We start from the raw sequence: 14203 nt of genomic DNA on the forward strand, positions 1-14203 counted from the left end.
TAAAAAATGAGGGGATGGAAGACTGAATGGCGGGGGTTGTCTTGTGTTTGGTGATGATTCTTCTGGGGGAAGTCTTTGGGGCGGCAGGGGATGAGACGTTCACTTCCTTAGCGTTAAGAGTACATCCAGGTAGGATGATAGAGGCGAAAGAAGAAACGTTCCCCCCTATTTTTTTAAATAATTTTCCGTTCCATGCCTCTCAATTGGCGCAAAAAAGGCATCGTCGTTTAGAACAGGCTCAGCCTCCGCAAGACCAGGGAGCTATTCAGAAGAAGAAAGAAAATAAAACACCATGATTATTAAAAAAATTCCTTTGACCCTAAAACACCAAATAGTCTTGAAATTTTCTTGGCGATTTTTTGGGCGTGGAGCAGGGGTTGTTCTGATGACACTTGCGAGCTGGGGTGATGCCCCCATGCTGCCGCCGGCCTTGAAGGGGCACCCTCAGGACCCGGCCCATCGTGCCGCTTTGGAAACGCGGCTGCAGGCGTTGGAAGAAAAGAAAACCCAACTGGAAGCGATGCCCGGATCCCTCGATCAACAGCGCGAGTATCAGGCCCGCATCGATCGGCTGTCTGAGCGACTGGGGCATCAAACCGTTCCCTTTTCAGAACCCCGAAATGGGGCATCTTCTGCGTCGTTACCGTCTCATCCGGAGACGGGAGAGGTGGATTATTTCCATGACCGAAGCCAAATCATGGCGGTGGATCACACCATTCAAGAGCGGGGGGGCATTCGGCCTCATAGCTCGTTGCTGGAAAACATGCCCCGCACCAATCTGCATCGGTCGGTTTTGACCGGCTCTAAACGAGGTGTTGTGATTGATGGGGATCAACCGCCAAGACCTGCCTCCGTTACGGCGCCGGCTCTCGCCTCCTTAAATAGTCAGGTCCAAATGTCTACCCAGATGCCTACCCAAATTCCTGGGCCCCTCACCGTTGAGCCTGCAGTGCGTCAAGAGGAGCGATCCACTGTACCGGCGGCGGCGGTTCCGGGCCATCCGCTGGTTCTTCCGTCAGGCACCATGCCCCCGCCTCTCTGGGGGCAAACAGCTTCCCATCAAGATTATGTGAATAAGGCCGGCTGGAGTGCAACCCCTCCACCCATCACAGGGCCCTTGTTTCAGGCGCCTCCGTCCCCCATGTCCCACACGTCCGGAACGGCTGGTGTCGGATACCTTGGCAATGAGCATGATCCACGGTTTTCTTTTGCGCCGCAAAAGCTGATTCAAAGCTGGGGTCGCTAATCGTAGGATCAGTTGTGGTTTTTATGGGGGCGTTGAGGTTTGGCTCAGGGGTAATCTAGGTAGTCAGGATTTAGATCAGGATAAGCCTTTGGGTTTAAATAATACGCATTTTGAAAGCTAATTTGATCTTCATACCACCGTTCCTGCTCTGCCTCTGTCTTGGGGTACCAATAGGATGGCGTCGACTCCTTTGTTGGTGGTTGAGAGGCGACAGACTCTGTCAAGAAAACATCGGCGGTGTCTTCAGCTGCAACGGCTTCTTCACCTAAGGTGGGTATGGCAGTGTTAAATATGCTCCCCGAAGCCTCTACAGGATCATCCCAACTGTTAAAGACGGAATTGTCGAAAGAATGCCGGGGTTGGTTGTGGTCGTCATATACAAAAAAAGGGGAAAGGGGAGGACGGTTTAAAGAGGGAGGACAAGATTCTTGGCGATGAAATGTATTAGGAGACCCGAGCGGTTCTGCTGCGTTTGTCATGGCCTGAGAAAAGCTGGACAATAATCCCAACATAAGGATAAAAAAAGGAAGAGCAGGTTTCATGAAGATCTCCTTATTTCCTTTATTAGACTCGATTACGGGGGAAAAGACAATACTTGTTGTTCAGATAGCCTTCCCCCTCCGACCGTTTTTTAAAAAAAGGAAACCACTGTCTTTGCGAGAAAATTCAGGAGGAGGCGTCTTTCGGTTTTTTCCTTTCTTCAGAGGAATCAAAGCCAGAAGGGGAGAGTCCTAAAACCCCGCGGGTTTTTTGGGTTCTAAAAATAAGTTTTTCAAAGAGAGGCATCATCTTCCGCTCAAGAATGAGTTGGTTTTGAGATCCTCCGGTTGCCCCAAGTTGCCACTTTAAGGCTTTTGTGAGGTGTTCTCTCGCGGCTTCTTGGTCCGTTAGCAGATAGGCAGGAAGTACTTCCCATCTGAAGGTTCTGAGCTGTTTTCTAACCTCTCGGAGCTCGTGGATTAACATGGTAAGTTCGTCTATGACAGCGCCCGTAATAATAGCCCCTAACTCTGGACCAGCTGTATGTTTCTCAGGGCTGCGCTTTGGCTGAGAGAGCTGAAGTTTCCACCTCTCTATCAATTCTTCATAATGTTTGAGAGGGGACGGGGGGGAAAGGCTTTCTTCTGCTGGCGAGAAGCCGGTGGCAGAAACAGAAGGGAAGGGGGGGCTTAGGGCAAGGAGGGTCATTAAGATAAAGAGGAGAAAGCGCATAAGAAACCTTTATTATTCATGTGTGAGCCGATCTTTTTTAAGGTATGTGGCCTTTTTAAAGTATACGGGGCTAAAAATCTAAAATCTATGGAAAGAAAAAGGGGAGGGAGAGAAAACAGATTTTTCTGGTTTCTTTTTTTTGACCTCGTGGTCACTTTTTCCCGTCACCTTCGAAATTTTTATGAATGTTTTCGAGAGTGATTTCTAGAGGGAGGAGAGCTTGGCAAGAAACGCCGCGACGTCGGCCTCGGTGGGCCTAGATTCTGGGATAAACTGGTCGAGATTCAACTGTTGTAAGGCTGTTTTTATATTTTGTTCCGGCTCTTCCGAAGAGGCAATAAGGAGAACCTCTCGGAGAAGAGATTCCATGACATTGACCTGTTTTCTGAGCCTAATATTGTGCATTTCTAACCGGTCGACTTCACCCAAAAGAAAGAGTATTTTGTGGTGGAGGGGAGGGGATTCATCCTTGTCTTCTCCCGTTGCCGCATGGTTGAGACCCATGCTGAGAGCAAGGATCACCCAGAGGGCCGCTGATTTCACGAAAGTCATTTGGGTGTGTTCCCTATTTTAATTTGATGAAGCCTCCTTCATGGAAGTGGTTATCCCTGGATTTAATATAGACTATTTACGTGATTTTTACAGCAATAACGATTTCCCTTAGGGGAGGCGCACCCGAGGTCAAAAGAGAAAGGCCAAGGAAATCCTTGGCCTTTTAGTTTTTAGTCGATTCACACAAAAAGTTTAAATCTGAGCTTCACTTTCATCATGAGTCTGTTCTGCCACAGTTGACGCTGTCAGATCTGCTGCTTCTTGGTCCGCTGCCGTTTGAGCTTTTGCCTGAGCTACGAATGCATCTACCCTCATCTGAAGATCTGCATTGATTACCTGAGCTTCTTCAAGCTGGGCAGCTAGGTCACCGACTTGCTGATTAGTCATCGCTAACATCTCCTCCAGAGCTTCTACTCTTTGAATAGATCCTAGCATTATTCCATCTCCCTCATCTACATGGCTTCTAAGATCTCTGAAGATCCTTACAAACCACTTCATGACATCTGCCTCAGTAGTCTCTGGGGTATTTAATTGGTTGCCCCCGTATTCAAAAATAAGGTCAAGAGCCTCCCTAGGGAAGGTCTCTCTAGAAAGGGCGCCTACGAGGGGTACTGGTGCTGCGTCTTTGTCATCGGATTTCTCATCAACACCAGGTCCTTCTTGCAATGGGGCAGAGGGAGCAATGGCTTCTTCCTCATCTGAGGCTGCTGAATCGTAATCTTCTAATGCGAATAAGTTAGGTGAGGTAGCAGCTGCAGCAGCTTCTTCTGCTGGTAAGTCAGCTGGGGGAACCGTTACTGGGCTGCGGGATAATGGGCCTGGAAGAGTGCTTTCATCTTTTAGGAGGTCCCCTATTTGGGTTATGCTCCCGGTAGGAACAGGCTCGAGCGTCAAGACACTAAGTTCGGGTGTTTCTGCTCTGACGGCGCTAACTTGAACGGGGAGATCTTGTTCTTCCCCAGCCGCATTCCCTAAAGTGACCCCAAGGGCGAGTATCAGCCCCAGAGCCGTTGTTCTGATTAAATTCATCAACTATCCTCCATGTTTCATTTAATATTATCTATGTTTCGTATATCGGGTTTCAGGATCTGATTCAACATATTTTTTCCATATCTAGTGAACCTATACCTATACCCTTACACTTTATTCTGGGCAAAAGAGAGTAAATCTGCTATTGCGGATAGGAAGGAACCCTTGATCTTTACGTAAGGGTTAAGAGAAGTAGAATTTAAGACGCCAAGAGGATGAGGCGTGAGACCGGCTAGATTTGAATTTTTGAATAAGGAACTTTATGGCAAAAGAAGATTTAATTGAAATGGAAGGAGAGGTCTTTGAGCTATTGCCCAATGCAACCTTTCGCGTGAGACTAGAAAATGGTCATGAAATCATTGCCCACACCTCGGGCCGTATGCGCAAACATAAAATTCGAGTTATGTTGGGGGATAAAGTGACCGTCGAGATGACCCCGTATGACTTAACGAAAGGGCGGATTACTTTCCGTTCAAAGTAGCCCAACACCAACCCCATCTTTTTGTTTGATCCTTCATCCCTGCGTTGCTCGCGTAGGGTAACTACGCGTCGCGCCTAGGGCTTCGTCTCAATTCAAAAATCTGAGGTTGGACCAGCTCTCTCTTTTTGTTTGATCCTTCATTCCCGTGTTGCTCGCGTAGGGTAACTATGCGAAAGCGACGGGAACAAGTCACACCAAAAAAGATGCTTAAAGATTAATCTGGAATAACAGTCGAGTACATCACCTCTTGCGGGATGTCAAAGCCTTCTCTTTGAATTAAAGAGTTGTCTTGGGGAAACGTTCAGTGATATCTTCAACGGGTGAGTATGAGAGGGTGTGGCGGATGACAGTTGAACATGAGGATACGAGGACGTCTGTTCCAGAAAAAAAAACTAAAAAATCGGAACAATGTCCTTTGTGCCAGAAAGAGGTGTCTTTGTCTTATCGTCCTTTTTGCTCGAAAAGATGTAAGATGGTAGATCTTTATAAATGGGTTTCTGGCCATTATGTAATTCCCGGGGATCCCGCAGAAGTGGTAAAAGTAGAAGAACAAGAGGCGAAAGAAGAGTGGGAAAAAGCCTGGAATGAAAAGGATTTCTAGGGGCGTACGACCGGTTTGTTTGGGAAGTCCCTTCGCTATGTTAAGAAACAAACTGAATAAATTTTGGTGTATCCCCTGAGAGAAAATAATGAAGAAGAGTTTTAGTCTTCCCCCCTGTCGTCATCCAGAGCCAATTCGCACGAATTGGCGTGGGATCCAGCTGTCTTAAATATACTCCCGGCATATGATCAGAGAGGAGACAGCTTTATTAAGATGGATTGCTTTGGAAATCTTGGGCGGATTTCCGCGCAATGACGGAAAGAGGTGCGGGAACGAGACGGAAAAATGGTTGTTTACTGCGCCACAGGGTGTTTGACCCCAGTTCCGTGCTGCACAAAGAATTGCTTGAGGTTAGGGGTTTTCTCCACAAACTCAAGCCCCTTGGTACGCAACCACTGCAACGTTTCATCGTCATTGGAAAAGAGACGATTTAGACCATGGGTTACACCCAAGAAAGCAAGATGTTGCGCGCGTTGCCGCTGCTCGTACCGTTTGAGCAGGGTTTGGCTGCCAATATCAAGACCCAAGTCGGCGCCTTCTGCCAAGGTTTCTGCAAGGGCTGCCACATCGTGCATGCCCAAATTAAGCCCTTGCCCGGCAAGAGGATGGATCTGATGGGCGGCGTCCCCAATAAGGGCCAATCGGTGTGTTGTGAAAAAAGGCACCCAGAGCGCATTTAAAGAAAAAGCAGAGACGGAAGAGTAGGGAGTGAGCCCCACATATCCTTCCATGTGTTTAAAGGCTGCTTTGTCAAAGTCAACGGCTGACAAAGAACGTAATTCCTCAGCCTTTTCAGCATTGGCTGTCCAAACGATGGAACTGCAACGGTTTGGAAGAGGCAAAATGGCAAAGGGCCCTGTCTCTAGAAATTTCTCATGGGCGCATCCATAATGAGAGCTTGTATGCTGATAGAGCCGCACGAAAGCGGTTTGATTGTAAGGCCACTGATGGGTGCGAAGGTTTGCAGAGAGCCGTAGGCGCGAACGGGCGCCGTCGGCGCCAATGACAAGTGAGGCTGGCAAAGCTTCCCCTGTGATCAGGTGGACCACCAGAGAGGATTGAAAGGGGTCTTGATACTCCAGTTGAACCACTTGATTCGTCAAAAAGGTAACGTGCGATTGTTTGTGGAGCTGTTTTAATATGGCGAGCCGGATGACTTTGGAATCTACCATATGACCAAAGGGTTCTCCAAAGTTATCCTCTCTCGCACTGAGCCGCAGAGTGGCACCGCTCTCATCCTGTGTGACCACAGATAAAAGGGGTTGAGCTCTGGGGGCGATGTCTGGCCAGACACCCAGACGCTCGAGGAGTTGTTTTGAAGGTTGCGTCAGGGCAATAGCCCGCCCATCAGTGGGGGCTGACACTTGATACGTTGTGGGGGTGGGGTCAATGAGATAGATGCGACCATATCTGGCCCCCAATGTCATGGCCATCAAAGGCCCTATAAAACCACCCCCCACAATAACGATGGAATGAGAAGAATGAGTCATAAAAATCCTCCTGTTAAGTCTTCTTGGACACTTTAAAAAACTAACGTCCCTCGTGGAAGTTGTTTTTTTTTGTTTATTCTAAATTCTTTAGAACAAACGACCAGTTCATTAAGTGATCAAGAAACGTGTCCACATAGTCAGGTCGACGGTTCTGATAGTCTAAATAATAAGAATGCTCCCACACATCACATGTCAGCAGAGGGGTAAGGCTGGGGTCTGTCAAAGGCGTTTCCGCATTACTTGTTTTCACAATTTTCAGCGTGGCGCCTTCTTTGACAAGCCAGGCCCACCCACTGCCAAATTGCGTCAGGGCAGCTTCTTTAAACTTTTCTTTAAAATGATCAAAGCTGGAAAAAGACTTTTCGATCAGGTGCAGCACTTCTTGAGGTGGCTTGCCCCCGCCGTGGGGATGCAAGCTGTGCCAAAAAAAGGTATGATTCCACACCTGGGCGGCATTGTTGAATACGCCCGTTAACCGTGGGTTCTGATGAGCGGTTTTAATGATGGTTTGGAGATCTTTGTGTTCAAGATCCGTTCCCAAAATGAGTTTGTTCAAGTTGGTGACATACGCCTGGTGATGCTTGCCATGGTGGATAGACAGAGTTCTCTCTGAAATATAAGGCGCCAACGCATCAAGAGCGTAAGGTAAATCAGGCAGTTTTATGGTCATATCATCCTCTGTAAATTAAACTTCGGTTAACCTACCAGTTTTAACCACAAAAACAAACTTCTTTTTATCTTTCTCAAACGCAAGGGTACTCCATCGCTTCTCTTAAAATTGTGTTTTATGAGCTATAAAAGGAGGATTTATGGCTCATGACGTCTAAAATTCCGCCTGACACCCCCAAAATAAGGGCTTGTTTGTTAAAACAAAAAATGTCACACTTATAAAGAGTAGTATGAATGAGGAATAACATGATGATGAGACGAAAACTTTACATTATTTTAGCGTTTGGAGTGCTCTCTGCTGCAGGGGCGTCATATGCGGCGGATTATGTCTTGTATGCTCCAGACACAAACAAAGGTGGCACTGTGGGAGAAGACGGCGCGTGGGAAATAACCGACGAATGCGCGGCCAGCCACACTTTCTTAGAGCAAGAATAGGCACCTCAAGGTCTCTTTTTAGAGTCTTATAGAGTTTAGGAAAAACCCTCTTTGCAAGAGGGTTTTTTCGTGGGTCCATTTTATAAAAAAAGGGAGGGGTTAAAATGATAGCTGACATAAAAACATCAACCGACACCCAGGTGAGAGCCGTGACAGGAGAGTGGGAAGAATTGGCCCGGCCAAGCCAACGCTTACCCGAGGGCGATTGGACCGTATGGTTGATCCTCGCGGGGCGGGGTTTTGGCAAAACCCGCACGGGGGCCGAGACCCTGCTCACCTGGATTCGACAAAAGAAATGTCGCCTCCTCGCTTTGGTGGCGGAAACGGAAGATGAGGTGCGGCGGGTGATGGTGGAGGGAGAAAGTGGGATTCTCACCATTAGTCGCGAAGGGGAACGCCCCAAATATACCATTTGTAAGGGCGAACTGCTGTGGCCTTGCGGCGCAAAGGCTATGATCTATACGGCAGAGAACTATGAAAAATTGCGCGGAGCCCAGTTTGGTGGGGCGTGGGTGGACGAGCTGGCCAAATTTCGGAATGCCCAAAAAGTATGGGATCAATTGATGTTTGGGCTCCGTCTGGGGGATCACCCCCAAGCTGTGGTCACCACCACGCCGCGCCCCTTGCCGTTTTTGGAAAAACTCATGAATGATCCCGCCACTTATCTGACACGAGGCAGTACCTATGAGAATGCAGAGAATTTGTCGCCTCTGTTTATTCATCAAATCCTAAAGGCTTATGAAGGGACACGCCTCGGGGCCCAAGAGATTCATGCAGAACTGCTCTTGGATCGGCCAGGGGCATTATGGAGTCGGGATTTGATTCTATACGGGTTGCCGTCACCCCGTCTTTTTGTTTGATCCAATTATCTTCCCCAAAAACTTAAGTCCTCCATTGCAAAACGAGGATCTCAGAATGCTCACGTACTCTTAAGTACGCTCTGCTTCTTTGGTCCTCGTTTCACAACGCATTACTCAGATTTTGTGAAAGATGAGCAGAAAGGTAGCCGTCGTCACTCTTGTTGCTCCCGTCACTGCGAAGAAATCCGCCCAGGATTTCTGAAGCAGCCCAGCTGTCTTCTCCATTTATAAAAGCTGAATCGCGTGTGATCGGCTTTAGGGGCCTCCTCGCGATGACGGGAAGGGGGAATCAATTCATAATGCAACCAAAAGGAGGAACTCATGTCAGAACAAACTTTAACACACGACTGTTTTCGCCGGGTGGTGATTGGCGTAGACCCCGCCGTGACGCACCATGAAAACAGCGACGAAACGGGGATTATTGTGGCGGGTCTGGGGCGTGACAATAACTTTTATGTGTTGGAAGACCTCAGTGGCCGTTATCGACCCACCGAATGGGCCGAACGGGTGGCGATGGCCTATGAGGAGTATGGGGCTGATCGCGTGGTGGCTGAGGTAAATCAGGGCGGTGATTTGGTGGAGGCAACATTGCGGATGGTGGACCCCCGGCTCAGCTATAAAGGGGTGCGGGCGACGCGGGGCAAACTGGTGCGGGCCGAGCCCATCGCGGCGCTCTATGAAAAGAAACGCGTGTTCCATCGGCAGTGCTTTCAAAAGCTGGAAGATCAAATGTGCCGTTTCACGGGCGTGCGCGAGGAATCGTCGCCGGATCGGTTGGATGCCCTGGTCTGGGCGCTAACGGAGCTGGCGCTTTCGGCACCGGGAAGGCCTACGGCCTGGTCTTTGTAGTGTCCCGTACCCTGTCACTCTCGAGAAAATTCGTGAGAATTTTTGAAAACGAGATCTTCGTAAAAACGGGAATACACTCTTTTAAAAAAATACTTAGACCCTTGCATTTTCTGAAAAAAACTCTATATCTAAAACGCAACCCTTTTTAAAGGAATGGAAAATGAAACAGATTTTTACCCGCTTGGCCCTGATCCTCGGCTTAGGATTTTTTTCCTACACCGCCCTGGCCGCAACAGGAGGGGCAGACGCCGCCGAGGACACACCCCTCGCAGCGCTTCGGAGAACCCATTCCCAAGGACTTCCCGATGAGATCAAAGAATTTATTACGACGGAGTTTTTCAGGGGTATTCCTCTCGCCCAGCAATGGAAAACTTATGAACAGCTTGTGCTCTGCGAGGCCCGGGCGAAACGCCAAGGGAAAGACCTCCCCCCAGCATTGAAACAACAGCTACAAGTCTTAGAAGTCTTTTTGAACCCAGCGCTCAATGAAGACCGCTGTCATGACTGGAACTGTCAGGTGGATGGGTACATCCTCCCTCTTCATCTTTTCCAACAGATGCATTTTGTAGATCCAACTGGCTACCTCACTTCTCTACCCACAAATCCCCATGCACCCTATGCTGCCCTTGAGGTTGTGGGGTTCCCTGACCCTGCCTTAGAGATTTTAGAGACGAGCCCTCAAGAGGTCATTTTGATGAAGAGTGAACCGGAAAGTGCACAAGCAATCATTTCTCTTCTCCCCTGCCTCCCTTCTATTCTCTCTTCTACCTCTACGCTGGATCTATCAATTAGTTCCATCGGTGATGAGGGTGCCCGTGCTGTGGCAGCAGCCCTTCGAACCAATAGAACCCTCAGAGAGCTGCGTCTAGGCGACAGCAACATCGGTGATCATGGTGCGCGTTTTTTGGCAGCAGCCCTTCGAACCAATAAAGCCCTCAGAGAGCTGAATCTATTTAAAAACCAAATCGGTGTTGAGGGTGCCCGTGCTTTAGCAGAAGCTCTTCAAAACAACACAACCCTCACCGAGCTGTGTCTAGGCTTCAACAACATCGGTGATCATGGTGCGAGTTTTTTGGCAGCAGCCCTTCGAACCAATAAAGCCCTCAGAGAGCTGAATCTATTTAAAAACCAAATCGGTGCTGACGGTGCCCGTGCTTTGGCTGTGGCTCTTCGAACCAATAAAGCCCTCACCCAGCTGGGCCTAAAAAATAACCAAATCGGTGTTGGGGGTGCCCGTGTTTTGGCAGAAGCTCTTCAAAACAACACAACCCTCACCGAGCTGTGTCTAACAAATAACCAAATCGGTGTTGGGGGTGCCCGTGTTTTAGCAGAAACTCTTCAAATCAACACATCTCTCACCGGGCTGTATCTAGACTTCAACAACATCGGTGATGAGGGTGCCCGTGCTTTGGCAGAAGCTCTTCGAACCAACAGAGCCCTCACCCATCTGAATCTAATAGCTAACCACATTGGTGTTGAGGGTGTTCATGCTTTGGCAATAGCTCTTCGAACCAATACAACCCTCAGAGAGCTGTCTCTAGGCTTCAACAACATCGGTGATGAGGGTGCCCGTGTTTTGGCAGAAGCCCTTCAAAACAACACAACCCTCACCAAGCTGTATCTAACAGGGAACAACATAGGTGCTGAGGGTGCCCGTGCTTTGGTGGAAACCGTCATAGCCAACAGAGCTGCCTCAGGTCATCCTCTAAATATCTCCTAATCCCTATTCCTCTCTTTCCTAGACCCCCGCTTTCGCGAGGGTGACAAGGGGAGTCATTCCCGCTTTTCCCCTTTGTCATTCCTGTAAAAGTCAACTCATTCGATGACAGAGAGAGCAGAGCATACATAAAGTCTTTCCTTGCTTCTCTCATTTTCCATCTTCCTTTTTGGCCCAAGCTGCGGTACCATTAGAAAACGGGGAAAATTTATGTGGTATGGCGTTCTTTTTATAAGCCTTTTACTCAGCCTGCAGACGGCAGCGTTTCGGTTGCCTTTTCGCCCCGTAGAGCAAATTCGCTATCGCGCGGGCGCGTGCGAGACAGATTTGGAACGTGTCACCTACGCCCTTCTAAAAGACAAGACCTATGCAGGATGTTTGAAAACGGCCCTAGATGCCTTGCAGCAAAAAAGATCTGTGTTGTCCCGCCGATTTGAGCGGACGTACAACGTTAGAAATCGCCAATATCAGATGAACTATGAGGCGGCACTGAAACAGGTGCTGATAAAGGAAATTTGCAAGCGGCTAGGTCAGGCAGATCTCTCCTCCAGCTTTCTGGACCGTCCGCTTATAGTGACTGAGGCTTCACGGGAAAATTTTGTTCAGTCTCTCAACCGTTTTTGCCATCATAATAAGAGCGCGCATGAGGCCTATGGGCAAGAGCGCATCAATCGCATTATTTATGGCATAGAAAATTTGGATATTCATCGTCTTTTTGAGGGATTCCGTCGCACGTTGAGGATGGCAGAGATGTTTGAATATAAGGATCCCCAGGTATACAAGGGGATAAAACGATTGCGGCCTCGGTTTTTGATCGTGCTGAATCAAATGATTCTTTTGAAGAAAATTTTGGCGGGTATTCCTTTACGAGACGGAATAAATGTGGAAGATGTGATGTACCAAGTGGTGGTGCGCACAGAGTGGATTGAGGCCTATCACAGATTAAAAATAGACGCTCTCTTATCTGACGCCTGCCAAGAAGATAAACGGGTATGTACGAAAGCGTTCGAAGCCATGGATGACTTGGCGTCTGTTGTGCAAAGTTTTGATGATTTAAAAAATGTCTGCTGGTTTACAGTTGCTCGGCTTCGGGCGACAGGAAAACCCAACCCTAATAAACTCAGCGGGGGTGGCCTAAACGAGAATGCCTAGAGGTCCTTGACAAGAGGGCCTTTTGGGTAGCCACAACAGCTTCCATCTGATCGCCTATCCAATTAAGAACGCTTGTGTCATGCCCGTCATCATTAAGAGCACTGAGGAAAGATTGGGAATCTAGAAGTTTGTTTTCTAGGGTTGCGGCCTCTTTAAGTTTTTCTCCTCGAAAGATGGAATGGGCTAGATCTATAATCATTGCCTCTTGTTCCTCTTCTGGGATGGTATGGTTTCGTGCAATTGTCCGACGTGCGGTTTTCATTGCCTGTTCTAGGATTGTTGAGTTTTTATCAACATGTAAAAGGAGATTCTCATAAAGACCTCTTCGTTGGAACATGAGAAGCTCTTTTAACACTTTAACCTTGAGACATTTTTTCGCACAAGAAGAGCGTGTGGTTGAATCTATATTCTTTTCCAGACAAGTGGTCTTGCAGAATTTTAGGGTATTAGCATATATGTTTGTTCCTACAGAAAAACATAGAGAAAAAAGTAGAATTAATTTTTTTTGCATGTGTGTCGCCTCCTTTTTCAAGAATGAAGCTTTTTTTGTTGCAAATCAACCATTATTCGTCATACCTCGGATTTTTTTTGGGAATTTAACTCATTCCGTTTACTGAGGCTTTCGCTGACGCAGGAACGTGGGAACGTCCAAATCTTCGTCTTCACCTCTGTAAGTATCTGAAATTCTCTCCAATTTCTCTAACTTCTGGCAAATTTCAAAAGGAGACTGAAGTCATTTTTATCGGCAGCTTTTAGAGCATCTATATAAAACTTTCTGATGTCATTTTTCTCACCTAAATTGTGTTTTCCCCAGGCAAACTGGGGCTTATCGTAATTGTATAATAGAAGGTTGGTCATAAGTCTTGCATGTCGGCCATTTCCATTCGGAAAGGGGTGGATCCATACTAATTTATGGTGAAACCTTACTGCAATTTCATCAAAACTATAAACAGAATTTTTAATCCAGAATTTCACATTATCTAAAAGGTTGATAAGCTCTAAAGAGATCTGATGGGGGGTTACTCCTATATTGGTATCTCGTTTTCTGTATTTCCCAGCCCATGCCCAAACATGCTCAAACATTTTCTTGTGAACCTTCAATAGAAAAGGAATTGTTAAAATATGGTTTCTCTTTCTAGAAAAAGCCCAGTTTTGTCCGTTGACGATATTTTCAGCTTCAGCTTCATCCAGTTCTTTTTGAGTACTAATATGTTTTTGCAAGAGGGTATGAATTTCGTCTAATTCAAGTGGCGTTGCACTTTCTGGATATGTAAATTTCATTTTATTCCCATATTTTGTTTAAATTTCCGCGTTTGAAATTCTCCTTTAAAATTTTAATTTGAATTTCTAGTTCTTCTTTGCTTATGGATTGATTTTCTAAAGACATAGAATGTCCTACTTGGTCGATGATTTCTCTCGCTTTTTTTTCTGCCTGTGCCTCAACTATTTTTTCTAAAGATATTCTAGGAATAAAAGCATATACAAATTGACAGTCCAAGGCTTCTGCAACCGACTGCATCGTTTTGAGTGTCGGAGATCCCTGTATTTCTGTATTTTCTAGTTTTTGGATAGATTGATATGAGGCCTTCATTTTAGATCCCAATTGTTCTAGGGTCATACCCAAAGCAGATCTTATGGCATGAATCCACCCTTTATTAGGCATAGGTTCTGTAAAAACCTTCCTGAATTTTTCTACTCGCCTAGAAATCTGTCGTGTTATAAGATGTGTCATCATGAGCCCTTTCTTTTATCGTCATCTCTTAATAATTACACCTTATAAGGTGTGTAGTAAATAAAATTATACAACTTATGGGTTGTATAATGATTCTTCATTATAATAGATTCTTTCTTTCATATAAGGTGAAAGAGATCAGAGATATAAGTAGAATAGGTAATGATGTGAGAAGATG

General features: G+C 46.8%; 19 protein-coding genes. 10 read left to right on the top strand and 9 right to left on the bottom strand.

The annotated features are described in order from the left end of the window. The first annotated feature begins 26 nt into the window (after positions 1-26). The gene (locus tag A2621_02050) at positions 27-296 is read left to right on the top strand and encodes a hypothetical protein (GenBank protein OFW89668.1); all 270 of its coding nucleotides are present in this window, start codon (positions 27-29) and stop codon (positions 294-296) included. Next, positions 293-1246: a hypothetical protein gene (locus A2621_02055; GenBank protein OFW89669.1), complete on the top strand. Its 954-nt coding sequence runs from the start codon at positions 293-295 to the stop codon at positions 1244-1246. The genes A2621_02050 and A2621_02055 overlap by 4 nt, the downstream gene beginning before the upstream one ends. Positions 1247-1290: 44 nt before the next feature. Here A2621_02055 and A2621_02060 read toward each other — a convergent pair whose 3' ends face one another. Beyond that, on the bottom strand, positions 1291-1788 hold the full coding sequence (locus A2621_02060) for a hypothetical protein (GenBank protein OFW89670.1): 498 nt from the start codon (positions 1786-1788) through the stop codon (positions 1291-1293). Between the two features lie 124 nt (positions 1789-1912). Beyond that, complete coding sequence (locus tag A2621_02065; GenBank protein OFW89671.1) at positions 1913-2458, bottom strand: hypothetical protein; 546 nt, start codon at positions 2456-2458, stop codon at positions 1913-1915. Positions 2459-2476: 18 nt separating this feature from the next. Between A2621_02065 and A2621_02070 the strand changes: the two genes are divergently transcribed. Continuing rightward, on the top strand, positions 2477-2659 hold the full coding sequence (locus A2621_02070; protein OFW89672.1) for a hypothetical protein: 183 nt from the start codon (positions 2477-2479) through the stop codon (positions 2657-2659). A 3-nt stretch (positions 2660-2662) separates the two neighbouring features. Here A2621_02070 and A2621_02075 read toward each other — a convergent pair whose 3' ends face one another. Continuing rightward, a complete protein-coding gene (locus A2621_02075; protein ID OFW89673.1) occupies positions 2663-3010 on the bottom strand; it encodes a hypothetical protein in 348 nt (115 codons plus the stop codon). Between the two features lie 192 nt (positions 3011-3202). After that, positions 3203-4039, bottom strand: coding sequence for a hypothetical protein (locus A2621_02080; protein ID OFW89674.1), 837 nt, complete (start codon positions 4037-4039; stop codon positions 3203-3205). A 262-nt stretch (positions 4040-4301) separates the two neighbouring features. On the opposite strand from A2621_02080, the gene A2621_02085 reads away from it, so the two are divergent. After that, complete coding sequence (locus A2621_02085) at positions 4302-4520, top strand: translation initiation factor IF-1 (protein OFW89675.1); 219 nt, start codon at positions 4302-4304, stop codon at positions 4518-4520. A gap of 343 nt (positions 4521-4863) precedes the next feature. After that, the gene (locus tag A2621_02090) at positions 4864-5121 is read left to right on the top strand and encodes a hypothetical protein (protein ID OFW89676.1); all 258 of its coding nucleotides are present in this window, start codon (positions 4864-4866) and stop codon (positions 5119-5121) included. Between the two features lie 293 nt (positions 5122-5414). Here A2621_02090 and A2621_02095 read toward each other — a convergent pair whose 3' ends face one another. After that, positions 5415-6611 (bottom strand): hypothetical protein, encoded by a 1197-nt coding sequence (locus tag A2621_02095; GenBank protein OFW89677.1) that lies wholly within the window; start codon positions 6609-6611, stop codon positions 5415-5417. Positions 6612-6684: 73 nt separating this feature from the next. After that, complete coding sequence (locus tag A2621_02100; protein OFW89678.1) at positions 6685-7281, bottom strand: superoxide dismutase; 597 nt, start codon at positions 7279-7281, stop codon at positions 6685-6687. A 245-nt stretch (positions 7282-7526) separates the two neighbouring features. Between A2621_02100 and A2621_02105 the strand changes: the two genes are divergently transcribed. The 5 genes from A2621_02105 to A2621_02125 all read left to right on the top strand — a co-directional run bounded on the left by A2621_02105 (position 7527) and on the right by A2621_02125 (position 12293). After that, positions 7527-7715, top strand: a complete 189-nt coding sequence (locus A2621_02105; GenBank protein OFW89679.1) for a hypothetical protein — start codon at positions 7527-7529, stop codon at positions 7713-7715. 104 nt (positions 7716-7819) lie between these two features. Then, positions 7820-8575 (top strand): hypothetical protein, encoded by a 756-nt coding sequence (locus tag A2621_02110; GenBank protein OFW89680.1) that lies wholly within the window; start codon positions 7820-7822, stop codon positions 8573-8575. Positions 8576-8896: 321 nt separating this feature from the next. Beyond that, positions 8897-9424, top strand: coding sequence for a hypothetical protein (locus A2621_02115; protein ID OFW89681.1), 528 nt, complete (start codon positions 8897-8899; stop codon positions 9422-9424). A 160-nt stretch (positions 9425-9584) separates the two neighbouring features. After that, entirely contained in the window at positions 9585-11144 is a 1560-nt protein-coding gene (locus tag A2621_02120) for a hypothetical protein (GenBank protein ID OFW89682.1), read from the top strand. Between the two features lie 207 nt (positions 11145-11351). After that, on the top strand, positions 11352-12293 hold the full coding sequence (locus A2621_02125; protein OFW89683.1) for a hypothetical protein: 942 nt from the start codon (positions 11352-11354) through the stop codon (positions 12291-12293). Here the strand turns inward: A2621_02125 and A2621_02130 are convergent. The 3 genes from A2621_02130 to A2621_02140 form a co-directional block, all read right to left on the bottom strand. Beyond that, positions 12262-12804 carry a hypothetical protein gene (locus A2621_02130; protein OFW89684.1) on the bottom strand — a complete coding sequence of 181 codons (543 nt, stop codon included), beginning with the start codon at positions 12802-12804 and terminating at the stop codon, positions 12262-12264. The two genes, A2621_02125 and A2621_02130, sit on opposite strands and share 32 nt — an antisense overlap. 188 nt (positions 12805-12992) lie before the next feature. Beyond that, positions 12993-13574, bottom strand: coding sequence for a hypothetical protein (locus A2621_02135; GenBank protein ID OFW89685.1), 582 nt, complete (start codon positions 13572-13574; stop codon positions 12993-12995). A gap of 1 nt (position 13575) precedes the next feature. After that, positions 13576-14028 carry a hypothetical protein gene (locus A2621_02140; protein ID OFW89686.1) on the bottom strand — a complete coding sequence of 151 codons (453 nt, stop codon included), beginning with the start codon at positions 14026-14028 and terminating at the stop codon, positions 13576-13578. Positions 14029-14203: the final 175 nt, after the last annotated feature.

The organism is Alphaproteobacteria bacterium RIFCSPHIGHO2_01_FULL_41_14 (assembly GCA_001767855.1).
GTDB lineage: Bacteria > Pseudomonadota > Alphaproteobacteria > UBA7879 > UBA5542 > 2-01-FULL-41-14.

Coding starts and splice junctions, on each gene's coding strand:
- A2621_02120 (OFW89682.1), top strand. CDS start 9,585: ATGAAACAGATTTTTACCCGCTTGGCCCTGATCCTCGGCTTAGGATTT.
- A2621_02080 (OFW89674.1), bottom strand. CDS start 4,039: ATGAATTTAATCAGAACAACGGCTCTGGGGCTGATACTCGCCCTTGGG.
- A2621_02065 (OFW89671.1), bottom strand. CDS start 2,458: ATGCGCTTTCTCCTCTTTATCTTAATGACCCTCCTTGCCCTAAGCCCC.
- A2621_02140 (OFW89686.1), bottom strand. CDS start 14,028: ATGATGACACATCTTATAACACGACAGATTTCTAGGCGAGTAGAAAAA.
- A2621_02075 (OFW89673.1), bottom strand. CDS start 3,010: ATGACTTTCGTGAAATCAGCGGCCCTCTGGGTGATCCTTGCTCTCAGC.
- A2621_02135 (OFW89685.1), bottom strand. CDS start 13,574: ATGAAATTTACATATCCAGAAAGTGCAACGCCACTTGAATTAGACGAA.
- A2621_02125 (OFW89683.1), top strand. CDS start 11,352: ATGTGGTATGGCGTTCTTTTTATAAGCCTTTTACTCAGCCTGCAGACG.
- A2621_02070 (OFW89672.1), top strand. CDS start 2,477: ATGTGTGAGCCGATCTTTTTTAAGGTATGTGGCCTTTTTAAAGTATAC.
- A2621_02115 (OFW89681.1), top strand. CDS start 8,897: ATGTCAGAACAAACTTTAACACACGACTGTTTTCGCCGGGTGGTGATT.
- A2621_02110 (OFW89680.1), top strand. CDS start 7,820: ATGATAGCTGACATAAAAACATCAACCGACACCCAGGTGAGAGCCGTG.
- A2621_02085 (OFW89675.1), top strand. CDS start 4,302: ATGGCAAAAGAAGATTTAATTGAAATGGAAGGAGAGGTCTTTGAGCTA.
- A2621_02130 (OFW89684.1), bottom strand. CDS start 12,804: ATGCAAAAAAAATTAATTCTACTTTTTTCTCTATGTTTTTCTGTAGGA.
- A2621_02105 (OFW89679.1), top strand. CDS start 7,527: ATGATGATGAGACGAAAACTTTACATTATTTTAGCGTTTGGAGTGCTC.
- A2621_02090 (OFW89676.1), top strand. CDS start 4,864: ATGACAGTTGAACATGAGGATACGAGGACGTCTGTTCCAGAAAAAAAA.
- A2621_02095 (OFW89677.1), bottom strand. CDS start 6,611: ATGACTCATTCTTCTCATTCCATCGTTATTGTGGGGGGTGGTTTTATA.
- A2621_02100 (OFW89678.1), bottom strand. CDS start 7,281: ATGACCATAAAACTGCCTGATTTACCTTACGCTCTTGATGCGTTGGCG.
- A2621_02050 (OFW89668.1), top strand. CDS start 27: ATGGCGGGGGTTGTCTTGTGTTTGGTGATGATTCTTCTGGGGGAAGTC.
- A2621_02055 (OFW89669.1), top strand. CDS start 293: ATGATTATTAAAAAAATTCCTTTGACCCTAAAACACCAAATAGTCTTG.
- A2621_02060 (OFW89670.1), bottom strand. CDS start 1,788: ATGAAACCTGCTCTTCCTTTTTTTATCCTTATGTTGGGATTATTGTCC.